The 20,105-nt window shown below is 67.1% G+C and carries 21 protein-coding genes; 10 read left to right on the top strand and 11 right to left on the bottom strand.

The annotated features are described in order from the left end of the window. Positions 1-14 precede the first annotated feature (14 nt). The 5 genes from MRBLWO12_RS15985 (at position 15) to MRBLWO12_RS15965 (ending at position 5,964) form a co-directional block, all read left to right on the top strand. Positions 15-1,379 carry an ADP-ribosylglycohydrolase family protein gene (locus tag MRBLWO12_RS15985; RefSeq protein WP_363557214.1) on the top strand — a complete coding sequence of 455 codons (1,365 nt, stop codon included), beginning with the start codon at positions 15-17 and terminating at the stop codon, positions 1,377-1,379. Beyond that, positions 1,379-2,587, top strand: a complete 1,209-nt coding sequence (gene manD / locus MRBLWO12_RS15980; protein ID WP_363557212.1) for a D-mannonate dehydratase ManD — start codon at positions 1,379-1,381, stop codon at positions 2,585-2,587. Before MRBLWO12_RS15985 ends, manD begins: the two co-directional genes overlap by 1 nt. Positions 2,588-2,724: 137 nt before the next feature. Next, complete coding sequence (locus MRBLWO12_RS15975) at positions 2,725-3,993, top strand: extracellular solute-binding protein (RefSeq protein WP_363557210.1); 1,269 nt, start codon at positions 2,725-2,727, stop codon at positions 3,991-3,993. Positions 3,994-4,051: 58 nt separating this feature from the next. Continuing rightward, positions 4,052-5,089 (top strand): carbohydrate ABC transporter permease, encoded by a 1,038-nt coding sequence (locus MRBLWO12_RS15970; RefSeq protein ID WP_363557208.1) that lies wholly within the window; start codon positions 4,052-4,054, stop codon positions 5,087-5,089. Positions 5,090-5,097: 8 nt separating this feature from the next. After that, positions 5,098-5,964: a carbohydrate ABC transporter permease gene (locus tag MRBLWO12_RS15965; RefSeq protein ID WP_414685518.1), complete on the top strand. Its 867-nt coding sequence runs from the start codon at positions 5,098-5,100 to the stop codon at positions 5,962-5,964. A 16-nt stretch (positions 5,965-5,980) separates the two neighbouring features. Here MRBLWO12_RS15965 and MRBLWO12_RS15960 read toward each other — a convergent pair whose 3' ends face one another. From MRBLWO12_RS15960 to MRBLWO12_RS15940, 5 genes are all read right to left on the bottom strand, one after another. Beyond that, positions 5,981-6,985 (bottom strand): LacI family DNA-binding transcriptional regulator, encoded by a 1,005-nt coding sequence (locus MRBLWO12_RS15960; protein WP_363557204.1) that lies wholly within the window; start codon positions 6,983-6,985, stop codon positions 5,981-5,983. Between the two features lie 119 nt (positions 6,986-7,104). Continuing rightward, positions 7,105-8,085: an SRPBCC family protein gene (locus tag MRBLWO12_RS15955; RefSeq protein WP_363557202.1), complete on the bottom strand. Its 981-nt coding sequence runs from the start codon at positions 8,083-8,085 to the stop codon at positions 7,105-7,107. After that, complete coding sequence (locus tag MRBLWO12_RS15950; RefSeq protein WP_363557200.1) at positions 8,082-8,327, bottom strand: hypothetical protein; 246 nt, start codon at positions 8,325-8,327, stop codon at positions 8,082-8,084. Before MRBLWO12_RS15950 ends, MRBLWO12_RS15955 begins: the two co-directional genes overlap by 4 nt. 46 nt (positions 8,328-8,373) lie before the next feature. After that, complete coding sequence (locus MRBLWO12_RS15945; RefSeq protein ID WP_363557198.1) at positions 8,374-8,772, bottom strand: GntR family transcriptional regulator; 399 nt, start codon at positions 8,770-8,772, stop codon at positions 8,374-8,376. Next, on the bottom strand, positions 8,769-9,809 hold the full coding sequence (locus MRBLWO12_RS15940) for a hypothetical protein (protein ID WP_363557196.1): 1,041 nt from the start codon (positions 9,807-9,809) through the stop codon (positions 8,769-8,771). Before MRBLWO12_RS15940 ends, MRBLWO12_RS15945 begins: the two co-directional genes overlap by 4 nt. Positions 9,810-9,896: 87 nt before the next feature. Here MRBLWO12_RS15940 and MRBLWO12_RS15935 point away from each other — a divergent pair, with 87 nt between their 5' ends. Then, entirely contained in the window at positions 9,897-10,232 is a 336-nt protein-coding gene (locus tag MRBLWO12_RS15935; RefSeq protein WP_363557194.1) for a hypothetical protein, read from the top strand. A gap of 47 nt (positions 10,233-10,279) precedes the next feature. Further along, complete coding sequence (locus MRBLWO12_RS15930) at positions 10,280-10,873, top strand: isochorismatase family protein (RefSeq protein ID WP_363557192.1); 594 nt, start codon at positions 10,280-10,282, stop codon at positions 10,871-10,873. A 17-nt stretch (positions 10,874-10,890) separates the two neighbouring features. Here MRBLWO12_RS15930 and MRBLWO12_RS15925 read toward each other — a convergent pair whose 3' ends face one another. Beyond that, a complete protein-coding gene (locus tag MRBLWO12_RS15925; protein ID WP_363557190.1) occupies positions 10,891-11,691 on the bottom strand; it encodes a siderophore-interacting protein in 801 nt (266 codons plus the stop codon). 74 nt (positions 11,692-11,765) lie between these two features. After that, complete coding sequence (gene secA2, locus MRBLWO12_RS15920; RefSeq protein WP_363557188.1) at positions 11,766-14,036, bottom strand: accessory Sec system translocase SecA2; 2,271 nt, start codon at positions 14,034-14,036, stop codon at positions 11,766-11,768. A 215-nt stretch (positions 14,037-14,251) separates the two neighbouring features. On the opposite strand from secA2, the gene MRBLWO12_RS15915 reads away from it, so the two are divergent. The 3 genes from MRBLWO12_RS15915 to MRBLWO12_RS15905 are packed head-to-tail and all read left to right on the top strand — an operon-like array spanning position 14,252 to position 16,384. Next, a complete protein-coding gene (locus tag MRBLWO12_RS15915; RefSeq protein WP_363557186.1) occupies positions 14,252-14,710 on the top strand; it encodes a hypothetical protein in 459 nt (152 codons plus the stop codon). A gap of 43 nt (positions 14,711-14,753) precedes the next feature. Continuing rightward, positions 14,754-15,404, top strand: coding sequence for an RNA polymerase sigma factor (locus MRBLWO12_RS15910; protein ID WP_363557184.1), 651 nt, complete (start codon positions 14,754-14,756; stop codon positions 15,402-15,404). Continuing rightward, positions 15,401-16,384 (top strand): hypothetical protein, encoded by a 984-nt coding sequence (locus MRBLWO12_RS15905; protein WP_363557182.1) that lies wholly within the window; start codon positions 15,401-15,403, stop codon positions 16,382-16,384. Before MRBLWO12_RS15910 ends, MRBLWO12_RS15905 begins: the two co-directional genes overlap by 4 nt. 18 nt (positions 16,385-16,402) lie before the next feature. Here the strand turns inward: MRBLWO12_RS15905 and MRBLWO12_RS15900 are convergent, their stop codons facing one another. The 4 genes from MRBLWO12_RS15900 to MRBLWO12_RS15885 are packed head-to-tail and all read right to left on the bottom strand — an operon-like array spanning position 16,403 to position 20,094. After that, positions 16,403-17,254, bottom strand: a complete 852-nt coding sequence (locus tag MRBLWO12_RS15900; protein WP_363557180.1) for a siderophore-interacting protein — start codon at positions 17,252-17,254, stop codon at positions 16,403-16,405. Next, positions 17,251-18,078: an ABC transporter ATP-binding protein gene (locus MRBLWO12_RS15895; RefSeq protein WP_363557178.1), complete on the bottom strand. Its 828-nt coding sequence runs from the start codon at positions 18,076-18,078 to the stop codon at positions 17,251-17,253. Before MRBLWO12_RS15895 ends, MRBLWO12_RS15900 begins: the two co-directional genes overlap by 4 nt. Then, on the bottom strand, positions 18,071-19,132 hold the full coding sequence (locus MRBLWO12_RS15890; protein WP_363557176.1) for a FecCD family ABC transporter permease: 1,062 nt from the start codon (positions 19,130-19,132) through the stop codon (positions 18,071-18,073). Before MRBLWO12_RS15890 ends, MRBLWO12_RS15895 begins: the two co-directional genes overlap by 8 nt. Further along, entirely contained in the window at positions 19,129-20,094 is a 966-nt protein-coding gene (locus MRBLWO12_RS15885; protein WP_363557174.1) for an iron chelate uptake ABC transporter family permease subunit, read from the bottom strand. The genes MRBLWO12_RS15890 and MRBLWO12_RS15885 overlap by 4 nt, the downstream gene beginning before the upstream one ends. Positions 20,095-20,105: the final 11 nt, after the last annotated feature.

Genomic DNA, 20,105 nt, shown 5'->3' with positions numbered 1-20,105 from the left:
TGGAGCCATCACAGATGCTGACTTCCGACGCCCAGCCGCAGGCGTTGCCCTCGACGGTCAACGGCGATGATGCCATCCCACGTGACCTTGCTCGCCACGAGCTGCGGCACGCATCCGACAGTGGTCACGATGTGACAGTTCACGGAGAGCGGTTCCGGTTCCTCGAGCGGAGCGGAGCATCCGACGCCGACTTCCTCGCCCTCACCGCAGAACTCGAGACGCTCGGGAACGAGACCTATTCCGCAAGCGAACCCTCTGAACTCGACGCGATCCTTGCACTGCTGCCCGCATCGCACGCGACACCGATTGCCGGGGATGCCGCCAGCGCGGGAATTCACGCGGCCTGGACCGGTCGCATCGTCGGCAACATGCTCGGGAAGCCCATCGAAGACGGCACCCACTGGAGCTACGAGAAGATCAACGCCTACCTGACGTCTGTCGATGCCGTGCCTCTCGTCGACTACATCCCCGTCTCGAGTTCAGATGCTCTCGAATGGGGCTTTCTGCCCAACTGGACGGAGAGCACGCGCGGACGAGTGAACGGGTCGAGCCGAGACGACGACATCGACTACACGATCCTCAATCTGCACATCCTCGAGCAGCATGGAGCAGAGTTCGCTCCCGCCGACATCGCTGCGGCATGGCTCGAGCGGCTCCCGTATCGACAGACGTTCACGGCAGAGCGCGCGGCCTACAGGAACATCGTTCGTGGGGTGCCGCCGACGCTTGCGGGCGGCACCGAGAATCCCTACCGGGAGTGGATCGGTGCCCTCATCCGCGCGGACGTCTTCGGCATGGTGTGCCCCGGGGATCCGCGAAGGGCGGCCGGGCTGGCATGGAAAGACGCCGTCGTCTCTCACCGAGGAAACGGCATCTATGCGGAGATGTGGGCGGCCTCGCTGGTCGCCGCGGCTTTCGCGATCGACGATGTCTCCGAACTCATCTCCGAGTCGTTGCGTCATATCCCCCCGCACAGCAGGCTCGCGAACGAGGTGCGCACGGTGCTTGCCACCTTCGCGCGCGGCGAGAGCTGGGACAAAGCCCTCGTCGCATTGCATGCGAGGCACAGCGAGAAGAACTGGGTGCACAGCATCAACAATGCGGGCGTGATCACCGCTGCACTCCTCTGGGGCGATGGCGACTTCAGCCAGTCGATCGAACTGGCCGTTCGCGGCGCGTTCGACACCGACTCCAACGCCGCGACCGTCGGAGCCGTCGCCGGTGTGCTCGCAGGGCCAGGGGGAATCGATGAACGATGGACGATCCCCCTGCATGACCTCGTGCGATCCGCGATCTTCGGGTACGACCGAGTCTCGATCTCAGATCTGGCCGAGAGAACCGACACCGTCCGCGTGCGCATCGAGGAGAGGGGGGTCTAGTGCCTTCGATCATCGCGAGCGCCGAGGTCATCGTGTGCTCCCCCGGTCGGAACTACGTCACCGTGAAGATCGTCACGAGCGACGGCGTCGTCGGCTGGGGAGACGCCACCGTGAACGGGCGCGAGCTGGCTGTCGCCGCCTACCTGCGTGACCATGTCTGCCCTCTTCTCGTCGGTCGCGACGCCCAACGGATCGAGCAGACCTGGCAGTGGCTGTACAAGGGCGGGTACTGGCGGCGCGGACCCATCACGATGGCCGCCATCGGAGCCGTCGATCTGGCGCTCTGGGATATCAAGGGCAAAGAGCTCGGAGTGCCCGTGTACCAACTGCTCGGCGGCGCGGTGCGGGAGGGAGTGCTGACCTACGCCCACGCATCCGGCTGGGAGGTGCCGCAGCTTCTCGACGCCATCGACGAGAAGCTCGAGGCGGGATACCTCGCCGTGCGCGCCCAGTCCGGGATTCCGGGAAGACAAAGCGTGTACGCGGTCGCATCTCCTGAACCGGGCGAGCCGACGAACGGCCTCCCCACGATCGAGGTGTGGGACACCGATGCCTACCTTCGCCACATCCCCGGCGTTCTCGAAGCGGTGCGCTCGCACGTGGGGGACTCGATACGACTGCTCCACGACGCCCACCATCGACTCACACCGATCGAAGCGGCCCGGCTCGGCAAGGATCTGGAGCCGGTCAGGCTGTTCTGGCTCGAAGACGTCACGCCGGGCGAGAACCAGGAAGCACTCCGGTTGGTGCGACAGCACACCACGACCCCGCTGGCCATCGGAGAGGTGTTCAACACCATCTGGGACTGCATGGGCTTCATCTCCGGGCAGTACATCGACTTCGTCCGCACCAGCGTCATGCACGCCGGTGGAATCTCGCCCTCGCGCCGGATCAACGACTTCGCGTCGCTCTACCAGGTCAAGGTCGCCCCTCACGGCCCTTCCGATGTCTCGCCGATCACGATGGCGGCCTCGTTGCATCTCGATATCGCGACGCCGAACCTCGGGATCCAGGAGTACATGGGCTACCCCCGTGAAGCGCTCTCCGTCTTCCAGGCCGATTACTCATTCGACAAGGGATACCTCCACCCGGGTGACGCACCGGGGTTGGGCGTGGACTTCGACGAGGTCGCCGCACGCGCCTTCCCCTATGAACGCTCCTACCTGCCGGTCGCGGAACGTGAAGACGGTACCCCCATCGACTGGTGAGCCTTTTCGCAAGCCCGCCATGCGATGAGCAATCCATGGCTTATCCGCCGATGACTGGTGCGACCAATCGTCGGCGCCCTCTGACGGCATCCGCCGCCAGGAACACGCACGCAGATCCAGACGCAAAGGAGTGTCAAGTGGTGACCAGGAAACACAACATCATCCGATTCGGGGCAGGAGCGGCCGCAGCCGGACTGCTGCTGTCGGGGTGCGCGCCCGCCGCAGAAGACGACGCCGCATCGGGCGACGTGACCCTCACGGTGGGGACGTTCAACGATTCGGGGTTCGCCGACGAGATGTTCGCCGAGTACGAAGAGCTCAACCCCGGCGTGAAGATCATTCACAATAAGGCGGCCACGACCGATGACGCCCGAACCAACTTCTTCCAGAAGCTCGGAAAGACCGGGCTCTCGGACATCGAGTACGTGGAAGGCGACTGGCTGCCCGAGGTGATGGAGTATTCGGACCTGCTCGCACCCGTGCCAGCCGACCTGAAGGATCGTTGGCTGGACTGGAAGGTGGAAGAGGCGACCGATCCTGAAGGCAACCTCATCGGATACGGCACAGACATCGGCCCGCTGGCGATCTGCTACCGCTCCGACCTGTTCGAGGCTGCCGGCCTGCCCGCTGATCGCGACGCCGTCGCCGAGCTTCTCGGTGGAGATTGGGCCCGCTACTTCGAGGTCGGAGATCAGTACGTCGAAGCGACCGGGCTTCCGTTCTTCGACTCGGCGCGCGGAGTCTGGCAGGGGATGATCAACCAGATCGCTGCTCCCTACGAAGACCCGAAGAGCGGCGCGATCACCGCGACCGAGAACGACGAGGTCCGTGATTCCTACGACCAGCTACTGGCCGCGAGTGCCACGCAGTCGGCGCATCTCAGCCAGTGGAGCACCGACTGGTACGCGGCGATGGCCAACGGCGGCTTCGCCACCATGCTCTGCCCGGGGTGGATGCTGGGCGTCATCGAGGGCAACGCGAAGGACGTCACCACGTGGGACGTCGCCAACGTGTTCCCGAACGGCGGCGGCAACTGGGGAGGCTCGTACCTCACCGTCCCAGCCTCCGGAGCCAACGTCGAAGAGGCGCAGAAGCTCGCCGACTGGCTGACGGCGCCGGAACAGCAGCTCAAGTACTTCGAGAACGCAGGTCTGTTCCCGAGCCAGGTCGAAGCGATGAGCTCGCCGGTCCTTCTCGAGGCGACCAATCCGTTCTTCAACGACGCCCCCATCGGGCAGATCTTCTCCGACAGGGCGCAGGCGGTGGAGGTCGCTCCGTTCAAGGGTGAGCTGTACTTCCAGGTCGCCACCGCGATGGGAGACGCGATCGCCCGCGTCGAAGACGGCACGCAGGATGCCGCTGCATCGTGGGATCAGTGGGTCGAAAAGGTGAACTCGATCGAGTAATCCGCAGCCCCCGCCCGGGACTCGGGCGGGGGCTTCTCAACGAAATGAGACTTCGTCCATGCCTTCACATCGTTCGATCGCTCCGCAGCAGAACGGCCGCTCAGCCCTCCGGGAGAAGCTGACCCGGTGGGACGTGAAGACAGCGCCATATCTGTACATCGCGCCGTTCTTCCTGATCTTCATCGCCACCGGCCTCTTCCCGATCGGCTACACGGCCGTCATCTCACTCATGGAGTGGGACATGGTTCGCGGCACAGGTGAGTTCGTCGGGTTCGACCAGTACTGGCGTGTGCTGTCCGCCCCCGAGTTCTGGATCGCACTGCGCAACACGGTGAGCATCTTCCTGCTCTCGACCATCCCGCAGCTCGTCGCAGCGATCATCATCGCCGCTGCCCTTGATCGCAACATCAGAGCACGCACGTTCTGGCGCATGAGCGTTCTCGTTCCGTACGTCATGGCGCCCGTCGCGGTCGCTCTGATCTTCAGCAACATGTTCGGCGACAAGTTCGGGCTCGTGAACTCGCTGCTCACGCAGCTGGGAATGACGTCGATCCCCTGGCACACCGATCCGTTCGCCAGCCACGTCGCGATCGCCACGATGGTCAACTTCCGTTGGACCGGGTACAACACGCTCATCCTGCTCGCCGCTATGCAGGCGATCCCGCGGGAGTACTACGAAGCAGCGACGGTCGACGGGGCCGGGGCGATCCGACAGTTCCTGTCGATCACCATTCCCGGCCTGCGCGGAACCCTGATCTTCGTCGTCGTCACCTCCACGATCGGTGGGCTCCAAGTGTTCGACGAGCCTCGGATGTACGACCACACGGGAACAGGTGGGCCGGACAACCAGTGGCTCACGATCGCGCTCTACCTCTACAACGTCGGGTGGGGCGAGTGGGACTTCGGTCGAGCCGCCGCGATGGCCTGGATCCTCTTCGCGCTCATCCTGCTCGTCGGGCTGATCAACCTGATCGTCACACGGGGGCTGGTCCGCGACGATTCTGCGGCTGTCGCAGAAGACGCGGGGCGCCGGGCCCGTCGCGCGCGCCGTGCCACTCATGACAACGCACAACCGGTCGAGGAGGCCAGCCGATGAGTCGTCACATGTCGACGCCGAACGTGTCGAAGACCTTCCGTCGCGCACGACGTTTCTCGCGACCGAGCCCGTGGGTCTACCTCTTCCTGGGCGTCGTGCTGCTGGCCAGCGTGTTCCCCTTCTACTGGTCATTCCTGATCGGGTCCGGCGACTCGTACACCGTTCGAGACCCGCACATGTCGTGGCTGCCCGGTGGCAACTTCTGGGCCAACGTCGACAAGGTCGTGAACGACCCGTCGGTCAACTTCTGGCGTGCCCTGTGGAACTCGATCTACAGTTCCACACTGATCGCCGTCTCGGTCGTCTTCTTCTCGACCCTGGCCGGCTGGGCATTCTCGAAGCTCCATTTCCGCGGGCGGGGAAGGCTCCTGGTGATGGTCGTGGCGACCATGGCCGTTCCGATGCAGCTGGGCGTGGTGCCGCTGTACATCATGTTCAGCGAGCTCGGTTGGACCGGCAACATCGGTGCGGTCATCATCCCATCGCTCACCAGCGCCTTCGGAGTGTTCTGGATGACGCAGTACCTCAGACAGGCCGTCCCCGATGAGCTCATCGAAGCGGCCAGGGTCGATGGCGCATCATCCTTCCGATCGTTCCTCACGGTCGGAGTCCCCGCCGCACGACCGGCAGCGGCGATGCTGGGGCTCTTCACCTTCGTCTCCGCGTGGAACAACTTCTTCTGGCCGTTCATCGTGCTCGACCGGCAGGACCCGACGCTGCCTGTGGCCCTGTCCCTGCTGCAGTCGGGCTACTTCGTCGACTACTCGGTCGTCCTGACTGGCGTGCTCCTCGCCACGGCGCCTCTTCTGCTTCTGTTCGTCTTCGCAGGCAAGCAGTTGGTCAGTGGAATCATGGCAGGTGCCGTCAAGGGCTGACTGGGCCCGACGGGGGTCAGGTGGACGCGCGGACGATCAGGTCGGTCGCGAGCACCTGCCCCTGTTCGACAGGCTCTCCTGCCACCAGGGCAAGCGCCGTCTCCGCGAGCGCAGCGCCCTGCTCGCGTGACGGCTGGCGCACGGTTGTCAGCGGCGGAACCGTATCCGCCGCTGACGGCACATCATCGAAGCCGGCGACCGCGATGTCCTCGGGGATCCGAAGCCCCCGCGTTCTGAGCACGCCTATCGCTCCGATCGCCATCAGATCGTTCGCGGCGAAGACGGCGGTCCACCCGCTCTCGTCGAGCAACTGCTCAGCGGCGGCGACACCGCCGGCACTCGTGAAATCTCCTGCCACGATCGGCCCTGTCTCGATGCCCGCCGCCTCGTGCGCATCGAGATACCCCTGCAGGCGATCGGCCGCGGCCGGCGAATCCTCCGGCCCTCGAACCATCGCGATCCGGCGGTGGCCCCTCTCCAGGAGATGACGGGTGACGAGCTCCGCGCCTCCTCGGTTGTCGACATCGACGTAGTGGCACGTCGGTTCGGTTGCAGCGGTGGGTCGTCCCGCGAGAACGACGGGAAGCGAGGCCGACATCGTCGACATGAACGACTGTTCGATCCTGTGGGAGAAGAGGATGGCCGCGTCCACCTTGCCCCCGAGCAACAGGTCCGACGTCTGTCGAGGGTCGTCCGCCGCGATCAGCACATCGAGAAGAAAGCCGGAGCCCCGCATCTTTCCCTGGATTCCCGCCACCAGTGCCCCGAAGAAGGGATCACCGAAGAAGCGCTCCACATCTTCCGGTACGACGAGCGCGACGGCTCCCGCCCGGCGACTCGCGAGCGAACGGGCGGACAGATTGGGCACATAGCCCAACTGCTTCACGACCACGTTGACGCGCTCGGCGAGCGCGGGGTCGACGGTGGACACCCCGTTCACGATGCGCGACACCGTGGCGCGCGAAACTCCCGCCTGACGGGCGACCTGTTCCAGTGTGACTGCGCTGTGCCGAGGGAGCATTTTCTCTCAATGTGTGTGGTTCTGTCGCTACGAGACAAGCACGAGGAGCTGTCGGCGACCCGTCTCCACAATGCCCGAGATGGTGAGGCATGACAAACAGTCGGTCCATACCCGCCCCGTCACCGGAACGCGCGGCTGATACCCCCGGCGATCTGCGTCAGCTGCACGAAGCACAGGAAGCGGAACACCGGCTTGAGCAGCGCCCCGATGAGCCTCCGACGGCGGCGACTCGCGTTCAACTCCCACCCGAACGAGAGGCGCAGTTGCGCCCCAGCCGCGGCCGGCTCGATGTCGACCGCGACCACGCGCGCATTCGATCGCGGCTCATCCGGATAGGTGAAGTGCCAGGTGATGTGCGATGGCTGCTCGCTGCGCACGGACTCGGCGCACTGACGACGGATGCCGTCGCGGATCTTCAGCGGCTTGCCACCAGAGCCCACCATGCGCGTCCGCGCCTCCCATCGACCGGTCGCGGCATGCCTCCTCACGACCTCCCCGATGGTCGGCTCCCACTCCGCGAGGCGTTCGCCGTCGGCCAGCAGGCTCCACACGTCGATCGGATCCGCCGGTACGAACGCCGTGTGCGTGCCGTGGATGGTCGGCCGCTCGGCCGCCGTCCTCCGGTGTTCAGCGATCATCGCCGCGGCATCGTCGAGCGCCTCGACGATGCGCTCGGGCTCCACGTCCATCCGCTCGAGAAGATCCGTCATGAGGCCACTGGGCTCGGCGAGCAGCGCGCGCAGCACGGCAGCCGAATCACCATCCCGGTCTCCGGAGACGGCCGCCCTCATCACCGCGAGTGCACGCTCCGCCCAGTCGTATCCCCCGGTCTCCGGGTAGACGATGCGTCCGCCGGCGCTGTCGGCGTGCACGCCGAGCGAACCCAGCTGGTCGGCCTGCTGCGTCTCGATCGCCGAACGGGCCGCATCGAGGGTGACCCCGAGGCTGCGCAGCACCTGGCCACCGATCCCCGCGTCGATGGTCAGCGCGAGGAAGAGGTGCTCGATGTCGGCATCCCGCACGCCAAATCGGGACGCCTCCTCCATGGCCGCCAGCGAGAGCGTCTGGCTCGTCGCAGCGGCGCGGATGAGCTTGCTCATGCGTTCCTCCTCGGGATCTCGATCGAGGGATCGATCCGTTTCGCGTGCTTCTTGTGCACCGCCTGCCTCGTCACCCCGAGCGCATCGGCGATGCCCTGCCAGCTGATTCCCGCGCGCAACGCCGCTTCGACCTGCCGTAGTTCGAGAGTGTCGGCGAGACGTCGCAGCGAGGCGACCGCCCTCAGACCTGCGCGCGGGTCAGAGGTGTCGGCCGCGATGTCGGCGATCTGGACGGATTCCATAACGTCAACCTACGTTGCTAATCATGGAAATGTCAACCTTGGTTGCTTATGGCTTCGGTCCCGCCTCCGCCACCTCGCCCGCCTCCGCCCGCCAGACCGCCCGCAACACGTCGATTACGTCATCCTGGCCGGCGCCGGTCATCGCAGCCTCGGCCACCAGACCCCTGATGTGCTTCAGCACGGATGCCGGCAACAGCCCCGCCGACTCCGCAACGCGGGTGCCGGCGGCGGTGCGGCTGACCACCAGCCCGTCGTGCTCGAGCATCTTGTACGCCTTGGCGACCGTGCCCGCCGCGACACCGAGGTCAGTCGCCGCCTGACGCACGGTGGGCAGGCGCTCGTTCGCGCCGAGCTGGCCCGAGACGATGAGCCCGCGCAACTGCCGATAGATGTCCTGCGTGGGGCTCCCCTCGTCCGCCGCCGACAAGATCGGAGACGCGGTCATCGCGCGACCTCGACATCGGCCACGGCGGCCTCGGCCTCCGCCGGAACCTGGGGTACACGGAGCCGCACCGCGACCAGCACCAGCAAGGCGAAAGCGAGGACTTCGAGGGCCGGCGCAGCCCATCCCACCGCTGTCGCGAGTTCTGCGTAGCGCCAGATCACCTCGTAAGGGGCGCCGTCGTTCTTGCCGTCGATGACGAGTCCCGAGGTGGTGCCGGCACTGGCGATCAGCCGCCACGCACCCGCCAGGCCCAACAGCATCCCGGCGGTCGCGATGCGCACGGCATCCCGCGCCACGCCGCGACGCGCATCCCGCTCGGCAGCGACCGTCTCCGGGCGGATGTACGGCCGCGACGCGTTGGCATGCAGCACACCCCAGACGGCCGCTGCCAGCAGAGCGGCACAGATCAGGACCGGCACCCCGTAGGTCCATCCGTAGAAGTGCACCCGCACGGGGTCGATCGCCTCCTCGTTGGGGATCGGGATCTCGAGCCATGCGGAATCGCCCCGACTGTCTACGTAGGCCGCCAGGCCCGCGGCGATCGATGTTGCCACGATGGCGACCAGCGCGACCACTCCCCCGATGAGCCCGACGCGCGGGCCGAAGCTCGTCCACGTGCGCCGCGCGCCGGACACGACGGGGATCTCCGAGGGCGTGACCCCCCGCACCTCGATCGCCGCCACGATGCCGAGGCCCAGCGCGGCGACGACGATCGCCGTCGCGAAGCGCCACCACGGCAGCAGCTCGCCCAGATTCACGACATAGCCGCGCAGCACGTTCTCGACGGCGAAGACGACGATGACCAGGATCGCGGTGATCGCGAGCACCAGACGCTCGACCCGGTAGCGTGCGTGGACGGAGCGGATCACCTCCGCGGTCCCTGGCTGCGCCTGCCGAAGGGCGAGCTGCGGCCGGGACGCGAAGATCAGGATCGCGCCGACGATCACCGCAGCGAGGAACAGGGAGAACAGCGGCAGCGAGAACGCCGCTCTCACGAGATCCATCAGGCCGAACATGGGTGCTTCACTCTGCGACATCACGTCTCCGATCTCCAGGTTGTGTCATATGTCTATCACAACTTGTACCTTGAACGCGATACAAGCGTGGGGAGACAGAATGGTGGCATGGAGTACGTGAGGATCGAGATCCCCGTCCACCTCTGGTGGCAGGTCGACGGCTGCGTCGACAACAGCATGGCGATCGATGCGGTCAACGGTGTCATGCTGACGACGATGGCCGGCTCCTGCGTCCGCGATGCGGGATGGCGCGCATCCGCCGCATTCGACGGCGAGCGGGATCAGTACGGATGGCCCCCGCAGACCCATCCGCTGCCCATCGTGCTGCGCACCGCACACTGGGAGTGGGCCCTCGAGCAGCTCGACCGCTGGGAACCGTATGCGACGGACTCGAGCTCCTCCGACGTGCGCGCGCTCATCGCTCAGGCTCTGCGCGATCGGTGAGCAGGGAGTCCGGGCAGACTGATGCTGACCACTTGGAAAGGACACTCATGACCACCTCCGCCACCCTCCGCTCGCTCAGCGGCGTCGTCGACAGCCCTGCGACGCTGGCCACGTCGACCGTCGTGCTCGTCGACTTCCAGAACACGTACACGCGCGGCGAGATGGAGCTCGATGGCTGGGATGCCGCACTCGACGCGGCTGCAGACCTCCTGGCGAAGGCGAGGGAGGCGGGGGCGACCGTGATCCACGTGCAGCACGACGGCGGTGCCGGTTCGGCGTACGACATCCGCGAGGACATCGGTGCGATCCACGACCGCGTCACTCCGATCGAGGGCGAGGCCGTCGTGATCAAGCACGCACCGAACTCGTTCGTCGGCACCGAACTGGGAGACCTCGTGGATGCCGCGGGCCACGAAGACGTCGTCATCGCCGGCTTCATGACCCACATGTGCGTGACGTACACGACCGAGGGCGCGTTCCTGCGCGGCAACCGCCCCACCGTGGTCGCGGCGGCGACAGCGACGCGTAGCCTGCCGTCCGTCGCGGGCGATGTGTCGGCGGAGCAGCTGCATCGCTCCGCACTCGCCGGCATCGCCGACCTCTACGCCACCGTCGTCGCGGACGTGTCCGACCTGCGCTGACGGATCGGCGGCGTCGGCTACTCGATCTGCCCGATCGGCTCGCGCTTCTCCGCCTGGAACTGGTCCTCCGCACGGCCGCGTGCCCAGTACGCCGAGATCGACAGCGACTCCCGCGGCACCTCCCGCTGCTTCAGCAGGGCACGGATCTCCTTGATCGTGCCGCGCTCACCGTGCGCGAACACCCCGGGGGTGCCCTCGGCCCAGGGCAGCTCCGCGAGCGCGGCGAGGAGCTCGTCGTCGTTCTGCGTCCAGTGGATACTCACGCCCGAGGGCAGCGTCGGAAGGATGCGGTCCGCCGGGTCGGCGACGCTGAGCAGCACATGACCCCGGGCTGCGGCATCCATCGCCTCGACGGCTGAGGAGATCGCCGGCAGAGCCGTGTGGTCACCGATGAGCAGGTGCCAGGGTGCGGCAGCATCCGGACGGTAGCCGCCACCGGCACCGCTGACGACGATCGTGTCACCCGGCCGAGCGGCGCGAGCCCAGGGGCCGGCGACTCCCTCGTCACCGTGCACGACGAAGTCGATGACGATCTGCCGCGCCTCGGCGTCAGCCGAACGGATCGTGTAGGTCCGTCGTGTGGGGAGCTTCTCGGGCTCCTCCGTGCGCAACCGCGCGAGGTCATAGGGAGGAGTCAGCCCGTGACGCGCATCGGCGAAGAGGATCTTGGCGTACTTATCGGTGAAGAGGTTGTCGTTGTAATCGGCGAACCCGTCGCCTCCCGCCGTGATCCGGATCAGATCGGGGCTCACCTGCTCAACCTGCTGCACGGTGAGGACGGCCTGGCTGGGAGCCTTGCGGGGCTGATCTTGATTCATCACGTCTCCGGAAATCTGCGGATGGTCCTCCCCCAGTCTGCCGGTCACGGAGCGGGTCGGGGCCAGCCGCGGCGTCACCGTCGCCGCCGGTCCGCCCACATCGTGCGCAAAGACTCGGCTGCTCGCGACGCCGGGTCTCCCAGAGGATTGTCAGTGATCATGTACGTCCACGTCGCCGATGGTCTTCGCAGCCGCGCTGCTGCCGCGGCGGCCTGCGCATCGAACGCTCCCGTCACGAAGAGAAGTCGGTCCACGACCTGGTAAGCGCGTTCGAAGAAGCCGTCGAACGCGACCAGGGCGAGGCGATGGAACTCATCGAGTGGGTTCTGCCCGCCCAGCGCCCGAAGATGGATACCGTCTCTTGTCTCCTGCAGCATCGCAAGATGGTCGCACCAGAGGTCGTCCAACGTGAACACGGCGACTTCACGGACTGCCGTCGTGAAATCGTTGCCGGCGTCGAGTCTCGGATCTCTTCCCAGACGCTCCCACAACGTCGAATCCGAGGAGATGAGCGCCTCCCGCTCCCTCAACACCGCAGCTCGTTGCAGTGCGATGGCCCTGTGATATCCCCACGTCGCCCGGTGCTGATCGGCGCGAACCGCCTCGGAGATGTCCTGCGCGACGTCCAGAATGTGTTCCTTGCGCTTGCGGGTGAGTCGCGCGGGTCTCTCGAGCTGTGAGGCGATCGTTCTGGTCGCCGTCGTGGAGACCAGAGCGTCCTGCAGACTCACGATGCGCACGGCAGCCCCGGGGTCGCCTTGCCTTCCCGCCCGCCCTCGCAACTGCGCATCCAGGCGGCGCGACGGATACAACCCGACCTGAATGACCATGAGACCACCGACAGAAGCCACGGCGCCATGGTCAGCTCCGTCCACGCCACCGAGCACGATGTCGGTCCCTCTGCCCGACATCTGCGTGGATATCGTGATGGCACCGAGCTCGCCCGCACACGAGACGGTGTAGGCCTCCGCCTCGTCGTTCTTCGCATTGAGCACACGAACATCGAGGCCGCGGGCCGTCAATAGATTCCCGATGGTCTCAGACGCGGCGACACTCCGCGTCCCCACGAGCACAGGCCGTCCGTCCTCGTGGCATCGCTGCACCACATCGACCACAGCCTCGAAGACATCCGCCTCAGTGTCGACGATGATGTCGGGCTCGCTCGACCTGGCCAGTGGCAGCCGGCGCTCGACCCGTCCGGAACGCAGGCTGTAGAACTCCAGCAAGTCCTCTGCGACGTCGAGGACGGTACCGCTCATACCGACCAGATTCCGGTACGTCACCAGGAGATCTTGCACGGTCACCTGATCGAGCACGATGCCCGCTCCGCTCGAGGCGAGGCCCTCTTTCGCCTCTACGGCGGCGTGCAACCCGTCTGGCCAGCGCTGCCCCTCAGCGACCCGTCCACGAGTCGTGTTCACGAGTCGAAGATCGTCGCCATCCACGATGTAGTCGACGTCACGATGCATCAGTACTTTCGCGTGCAATGCCAGAGTGAGGCCGGTCAGGGTGGGGATGTTCTCCGGAGAATAGAGGTTGATGCCTCCAAGCTGTGACTCGAGCGCGTCGAGAGCCTTGTCGGTGAACGCCACCGTGGCACCGTCGTCATCCACCAGGTAGTCGACGCCGTCCTCGAGGTCGAGGACGAGCGATGCAGCCTGGGCGACATCACCTTCGGGGATCGTCGCAGTGCCCGCGAGGACGAGCGGGATGATCGCCTCGTCGATCATCACGGCATCGGCTTCATCGACGATGGCGACATCCATCGCCGGAGACACGCGGTCGACTTCATGCATGCAGAACCGGTCACGAAGCACGTCGTAGCCGACTTCGCTGACACTCACGTAGACGACATCGGCCCGGTACGCAGCGCGCCGCTGCTCGGTGGACGTCGATTCTTCGACGGCCGCCACCGAGACGCCCAGTGCCGTATACAGCGGCCCCATCCACGCGGCATCCCGCCGAGCGAGATAGTCGTTGACGGAGATGACGTGAACCGACCGCCCTCTCAGGGCGAAACCCGCTGCCGCCAACGCCCCGGCCAGCGTCTTGCCTTCTCCGGTATCGAGCTCCACCGCGAAGCCCGCGAGCATCGCCGCAGCGGTCAGCATCTGTTCGCGGAACGGAACGACGCCGAGCGCGCGTCGGGACGCCTCTGCGGCGAGCGCGAGCAACTGCTCTTGGGCTCCATTGCACGCCGCAGCTCGATCGCGGAGGCTGTCTCCCGAGAGCTGGCACAGCTCCGCCCGTAGTGAGATCGCCCGATCCACCAGCGACTCCAACGATGCGAACGAAGTGGCACCTGGTAGGTCGAGCGCCCTTCGAAGCCATTTCGGCGTTTCCACGCAAGGTCCTTTCTTCGATGCCTGCTCCGCCAGTGAACCAAACGCACGACGCGTCTCTCGCGTGTCGAGCAAGAAAAGTCGACGGTAAGGAAGTCGCCCGTCATCCGAAAGGGTGCGCGTCACCCATCCCCACACGGGTCGTCACAGCGGTGTGATGGGAAGAGCTGTGATGAGAAGCGCATCATCAGCATCTACCGACACCCGAACGGACGAGCATGAACAAGGAGCCTCTCGGTCTTGCCCTGGGCAGTGACCTCGCGATGGGGAGCGCGACGCCTGCGCAGGCAAGTGAAGAGCCTGTCATCCATCCGGATGTCCTGTACGCCATCGATGCAGTGCCGGGGGGCACCGTCATCGATGCGCACACCGTGGTCTGGCCGGAGCTCGGCTTGGAACTCTCTGTTCCGTCGCCCGACTCCCGCGCCGTCGGCTCCTGCGCTACCGGATCGTACTGTGCATACGCCGGAGCGAACAGGAGCGGCACGAAGCTCAGCTGGGCTACGTGCACGACGGTGAGCACCGCGGCATTGAGTACCGTTGGCTCGATCGCCAACGCGCGCTCATCCGGCACGGTGCAGGCGCGAAAGGGCGCCAGCACCGTGCTCGGAACCGCCGGCCCCGGCGCGACCGTGAACCTGCCCGGTGGCACCACGAACCTGCGTTGCCTCCTGTAGCGCTGCGCGTCGGCCGCTAGTCTGGTCGATCAATCCCACCATCGTGAGCGAGGTCCCCATGTTCGCGTTCGGGGCCGTCGGTACGCTGCGGATCGCCTTCGCGAGCGTCTCGCCCTCCTCCGACACGTCGACAGGTGCCGGACGGCTTTCGAGACGACGCCACACGACCGATTCAGCCCGGGCAGCGAACCCGCAGGGGGCACAGCGCAAAGAGGTCGTGTTCCGGCGCCTCTTCGATGACTTCTGGCCGCGGGTGCATCGACACCTCGCGTGCTACATCGACGACGCCGATGAGGTCGACGAGATCACCGCCGAGATCTTCACGGTGGCGTGGCGCAAGCTCGACGCCGACCGGCCGATGCCCGTCACCTGGTTCCTCCGGGCGGCGAACAACAAGCTGCGTGATCGCTCCCGGCGGGCGCGATCACGTGATCGGGCCCTCGAAGCGCTGATCCGCGGGCTCGAGAGCCAGTCAGGCGAGCTGGATCCCCTGGAGGTGCTCGCGCTGCGTACGGCGCTCACCGCGCTCAGCGCCCGCGAACGACAGATCGTGGTGCTCACCTATTGGGATGATCTGAGCGCCGGCGAGGTCGCCGAAGTGCTCCGAACCAGCCAGAGCGCCGTATGGACGACGCTCACCCGAGCGCGCGCGAAGCTCCGCGCGCAGCTGGAGGGCGGTGGCCAAGGATCATGAACGTCTCCGATGACGAGCTCGACCGGCTTTTCCGCGCCGCCCACCCTGCCCCGAAACAGGACGATGGGCTCTCCGCCGCGCACATCGCGATCCGCGAGGGCATCATCCGCGGATCGCATCAGACACTTTCGCGGCGCCCGCGGAAGGCGCTCTTCTGGGCCGGGCTCACGACCGCTGTCGCGACCGTCGCGGCGGCAGCAGTGATCGCCGTGAATGTCCTCTCTCCCACCGGCCAGGCGGTAGCGCTCACCCCGCCTCCGCTCGAGTACCGGTCCTCTGGTTCGCTCGCCGAAGTCGTGGAGGCTGCCGAGCAGGCGCTGCTCGCTCCCCCCGACGTGGAGCAGGAGTCACGAGTCCACTCCGTCAGCTGGGGCTGGAGCGTGGACGTCGCGCAGGGCCACGTCGAGGTCGTTCCTCAGGACATCACCTTCGTGTGGGCGCCCGGCGAGACCGCGACGAGCACCATCGTCGCCGGTGACCCGTACTGGTCGGATGCCGAGCGCCCCGCCGACGTCGAACCGAGCGAGTACCAGCCCGGCGATCTGATCGACGAGGTCGTCATCCCCCCGGAGGACTTCACACTCCCTGCAGAGGCGGCGACTCTCTCCGGAAGTTCGCCAGCGGATCTCGAGCCCGCGCTGTCCGTGTTCGGTGCCACCCCGGAATCGTCATCCGGTGAGCTGCTCGCCGCCATCACCGGGCTGATGCAGTACTGGACCTTGAGCGACGACCAGCATGCGACCTTGCTGAACATGCTGGTCGACGCCGGCGACGTGCAGGTGCTCGGCGAGACGACCGACCGCCTCGGGCGCGACGTCATCGGCCTCCGGGTCGCGTCGACCATCCCCGAACGGGTCGAGACCGCCTTCGTCTCCGTCGAGACGGGCCGCATCGTCGGCACCGAGAGCGAGCTGATCAAGCCGCTCGACACGCTCCCCGTGGGCGTGATCTCGTACACGATGTGGGATGCCGGCCGCTGAGCTCGATCCTCGACGAGATCAGCCGACGAGCGGGCCGCCGATCTTCCAGTAGCCGAGGAAGGACACTCGCTCCTTCGGGATGCCGACGTCCGACGTGAGGCGACGACGGACACGCGCGGTGGTGCCCGATTCACCCGCGATCCAGGCGTAGAACGTGGGATCGTCGCGCACCGCCGCCCCGTGTTCGGCGCTCCACTCGGACACGGCGCTTTCGGCACCGGAGACGTCGCCGGTACCGCGCGGGACGATCCGGATGCGCGCGTGTGCCGGCGCATCCGCCGACACGATGTCGTTCACGGCGTCGTGGCATTCCAGGATCACGTCTACCCTGTCCGCCGCGTCCAGCGTCTGCAGGATCGACCTCACGGCGGGGAAGGCGGTCTCATCGGCGACCAGCAGGAACCTGCGCGCGTCCTGCGGCGCCCAGTGCAGCCCGTACCCCGTCCACCCCATCCGCCGGTCGGGACCGGTGATCACGACCTCATCGCCGGGTGCCGCTGATGTCGCCCACGCGGATGCCGGCCCCGCAGGCTCGTGCAGGTAGAAGTCCACGTCGAGCTCATGCTCCTTCGGACGGATCGCTGCCGGTGTGTAGGTGCGCAGGATGTTGCGCTCGCCCTCCGGCAGCGCCTTCCAACGGGTGTACCAGTCCGAGGGATGGGGTGTCGGTTCCTCGAGCAGACCGAAGTCGGCGAGCGATCCGTCGGGCAGCGGCAGGACGAGCTTGATCCGCTGGTCGGTCCCCCAGGTGGCGAAGTTCTCGAGGGCGTCACCGGCGAACGTCAGCCGCACGAAGCCGGGACTCAGCACCCGCCGCGAGACGACGCGCACCGGGAAGGCGCTATAGGCCCAGGGGCGTTCGGCGCTCATGATGCGTCCTCCTTCTTCGGGGTGCCACGCAAGGGCACGACCAGCGGACCGCCGGTCACCGGGTCGGCGATCACGACGTTCGCCAGCCCGAAGACCTCCAGCACGCGTTCGCTCGTGATCACCTGCTCCGGAGTGCCCTCCGCGACGATACGGCCCTGGCGCATCGCGATGACGTGCGAGGCGTAGCGCGCGGCGTGGTTCAGATCGTGGAGCACGGCGACGATCGTCCTGCCGCGGGCGTTCAGCTCCGCGAAGAGCTCCATGAGCTCCACCTGGTGCGCAACGTCGAGATACGTCGTGGGTTCGTCGAGCAGCAGCAGATCCGTCTGCTGGGCGAGCACCATCGCCACCCAGACCCGCTGGCGTTGGCCCCCTGACAGCTCGTCGACGGTGCGGCCGGCCAGATCGCCGGTCCCTGTCGCCTCCAGCGCCTCACGCACGGCGGCCTCGTCATCATCGGACCATTGCCGCAGCAGGCTCTGATGCGGATAGCGGCCGCGGGCGACGAGGTCGGTCACAGTGATCCCGTCCGGCGCGACGGCACTCTGCGGGAGCAGGCCGAGTCGGCGAGCGACCTCCTTCGCGGGGTAGGTCGCAATCGACCTGCCATCGAGCACCACCTCGCCGCGCGAGGGCGAGAGCAGGCGGGAGAATCCGCGCAGCAGGGTGGACTTGCCGCAGGCGTTGGCGCCGATGATCACCGTGAACGAGCCGGGAGGGATGTCGGTGGTCAGCTCGTGCACGATCTCGGTGCGGTCGTACGACAGGCTGATCCCCTCGGCTCTCAGGCGGGCGGATGCGGCGGCGGAATCGTGGTCAGGCACGGCGACGGATCTCCAGGATGATCATGAGGACGAGGTAGGCGCCACCCACCGATACGGTGACGACGCCGACGGGGAGCGTGACAGGCAGCAGGTGCTGGGCGACCAGATCGGAGGCCAGCAGCAGCATCCCTCCGACCAGCGCGGAGAGAGATACAGACAGCGAGGGCGTGCGCGCGAGCAGGCGGGCGATCTGCGGTGCCGCGAGCGCCACGAATGCGACGGGTCCGGCGACGGTCGTCGCGGCCGCCACCAGCACCACGCCGATAAGAAGCGCGATCGTGCGCACCACGGCCGGCCGGGAGCCCGTGGCCGCCGCGACGTCGTCACCGAGGTCGAGCTGACGCAGCCGCGGACCGAGCAGACCGGCGGCGACCACGAACGGCGCCGCGCACAGCAACGCGACTCCCAGTCCTTCGGCTGTCACACCGTTCAGCGAGCCTGCACCCCACGCCGACGCGAACATCGCCGTCTCGAGTTCGATCTGCAACAGCATCCAGGTGTTGAGCGAGGCCAGGATCGCCGAGACGCCGATCCCGACGATGATGAGGCGGAACCCCTGGATGCCTCCGCGCGCTGCGAGGAACCAGATCACGGCGGCGGTCGCGAGACCGCCGGCCAGCGCGCCGACCGTGCGGGCGGAGACTCCGGCCGAGAAGAACACGAGCGCGAGGAGCATCCCGGTGAACGCGCCGTTCGAGAGCCCGAGGATGTCGGGACTGGCGAGCGGGTTGCGGGTGACCGTCTGGAACAACGCTCCCGCGATCGCGAGGAGCGCGCCCAGCGTGACAGCCGCGAGCGCTCTGGGCAGCCGCCAATCGATCACGACCGTGCGCTCGATGCCCTCGCCGCCCCCGAAGAGCACGCTGACGACCTCGCCGGGAGAGAGCGGGAAGGAGCCGAGACCGAGAGACAGGATCAGGAGGATCAGCGTCGCGGCGACACAGGCGGCAGCGACCAGGATGCTGCGCACCCGAAGGGGCAGCTGCACGGGTCCGAGCCTCAGGAGCACACGCCGCGGGCTGACCGTGAGCGAGGGGAAACGGGTGGAGGTCACAGGCTGCTCGCCTTGCGTCGTCGGGCCAGGGCGATGAGAACGGGCGCTCCGACCAGAGCGGTCACGATCCCCACCGGCACCTCGGCGGGCGCGATGATGACGCGCCCCAGCACGTCGGAGAGAAGGACGACGACGGGGGCCAGAACGGCGGAGAGCGGGATGATGAGGCGCTGGTCGACCCCGAAGGTCCAGCGGATCACGTGCGGCACCATGAGTCCGACGAAGGAGATCGGACCGGCCAGGGCGGTCGCGCCGCCCGCCAACAGGGTGACGGCGACGATCACGCCGATCCGGATGCCGAGGACGTTCGCCCCCTGCGCGCGAGCGATGTCGTCGCCCAGACCGACGGCGTTGAGGCCGGCGGTCAGACCGAGCGCGATCACCAGCCCGAACAGCAGGAAGGGCAGGATCGGCAGCAGCACGTCGAAGCCGCGGCCGAGCAGGGACCCGGCATTCCAGCTGCGCATGGAATCGAACGCCTCAGGGTCGCTCAGGGTGAGACCCGTGGTGATGCCGGACAGCACGGCCCCGAGCGCGACACCGGCGAGCGTGAGCCGGAGCGGATCCGCCGCACCGCGACCCGAGGAGCCGACGAGGTAGACGGCCACGGTGACCACCAGGGCACCGAGGAAGGCGAGCCAGATGAACTCCGACGCGTCACGCAGGCCGAAGAAGGCCACACCGAGCGCGACGGCCAGCGCTGCCCCGGCGTTGACTCCGAGGATGCCGGGGTCGGCGAGGGGATTGCGTGTGAACGCCTGGATCAGCGCGCCCGCGACGCCCAGAGCAGCACCGGCGACGAGGCCGACCGCCGTGCGCGGAATCCGCAGCTCGAACAGCACGAAGCTCGTCTCCGCGTCGCCGCGCCCGTTCAGCGCATCCCACAGCGCTGACGGAGGGATCGGATTGGCGCCGATCATCAGCGACAGCACGACGGCGAGCGCGAGAGCGACGAGGAGCACGACGGCTCCGG

This window comes from Microbacterium sp. LWO12-1.2 (assembly GCF_040675875.1).
Lineage (GTDB): Bacteria > Actinomycetota > Actinomycetes > Actinomycetales > Microbacteriaceae > Microbacterium.
This window is presented reverse-complemented; position numbering and strand designations above follow the sequence as displayed.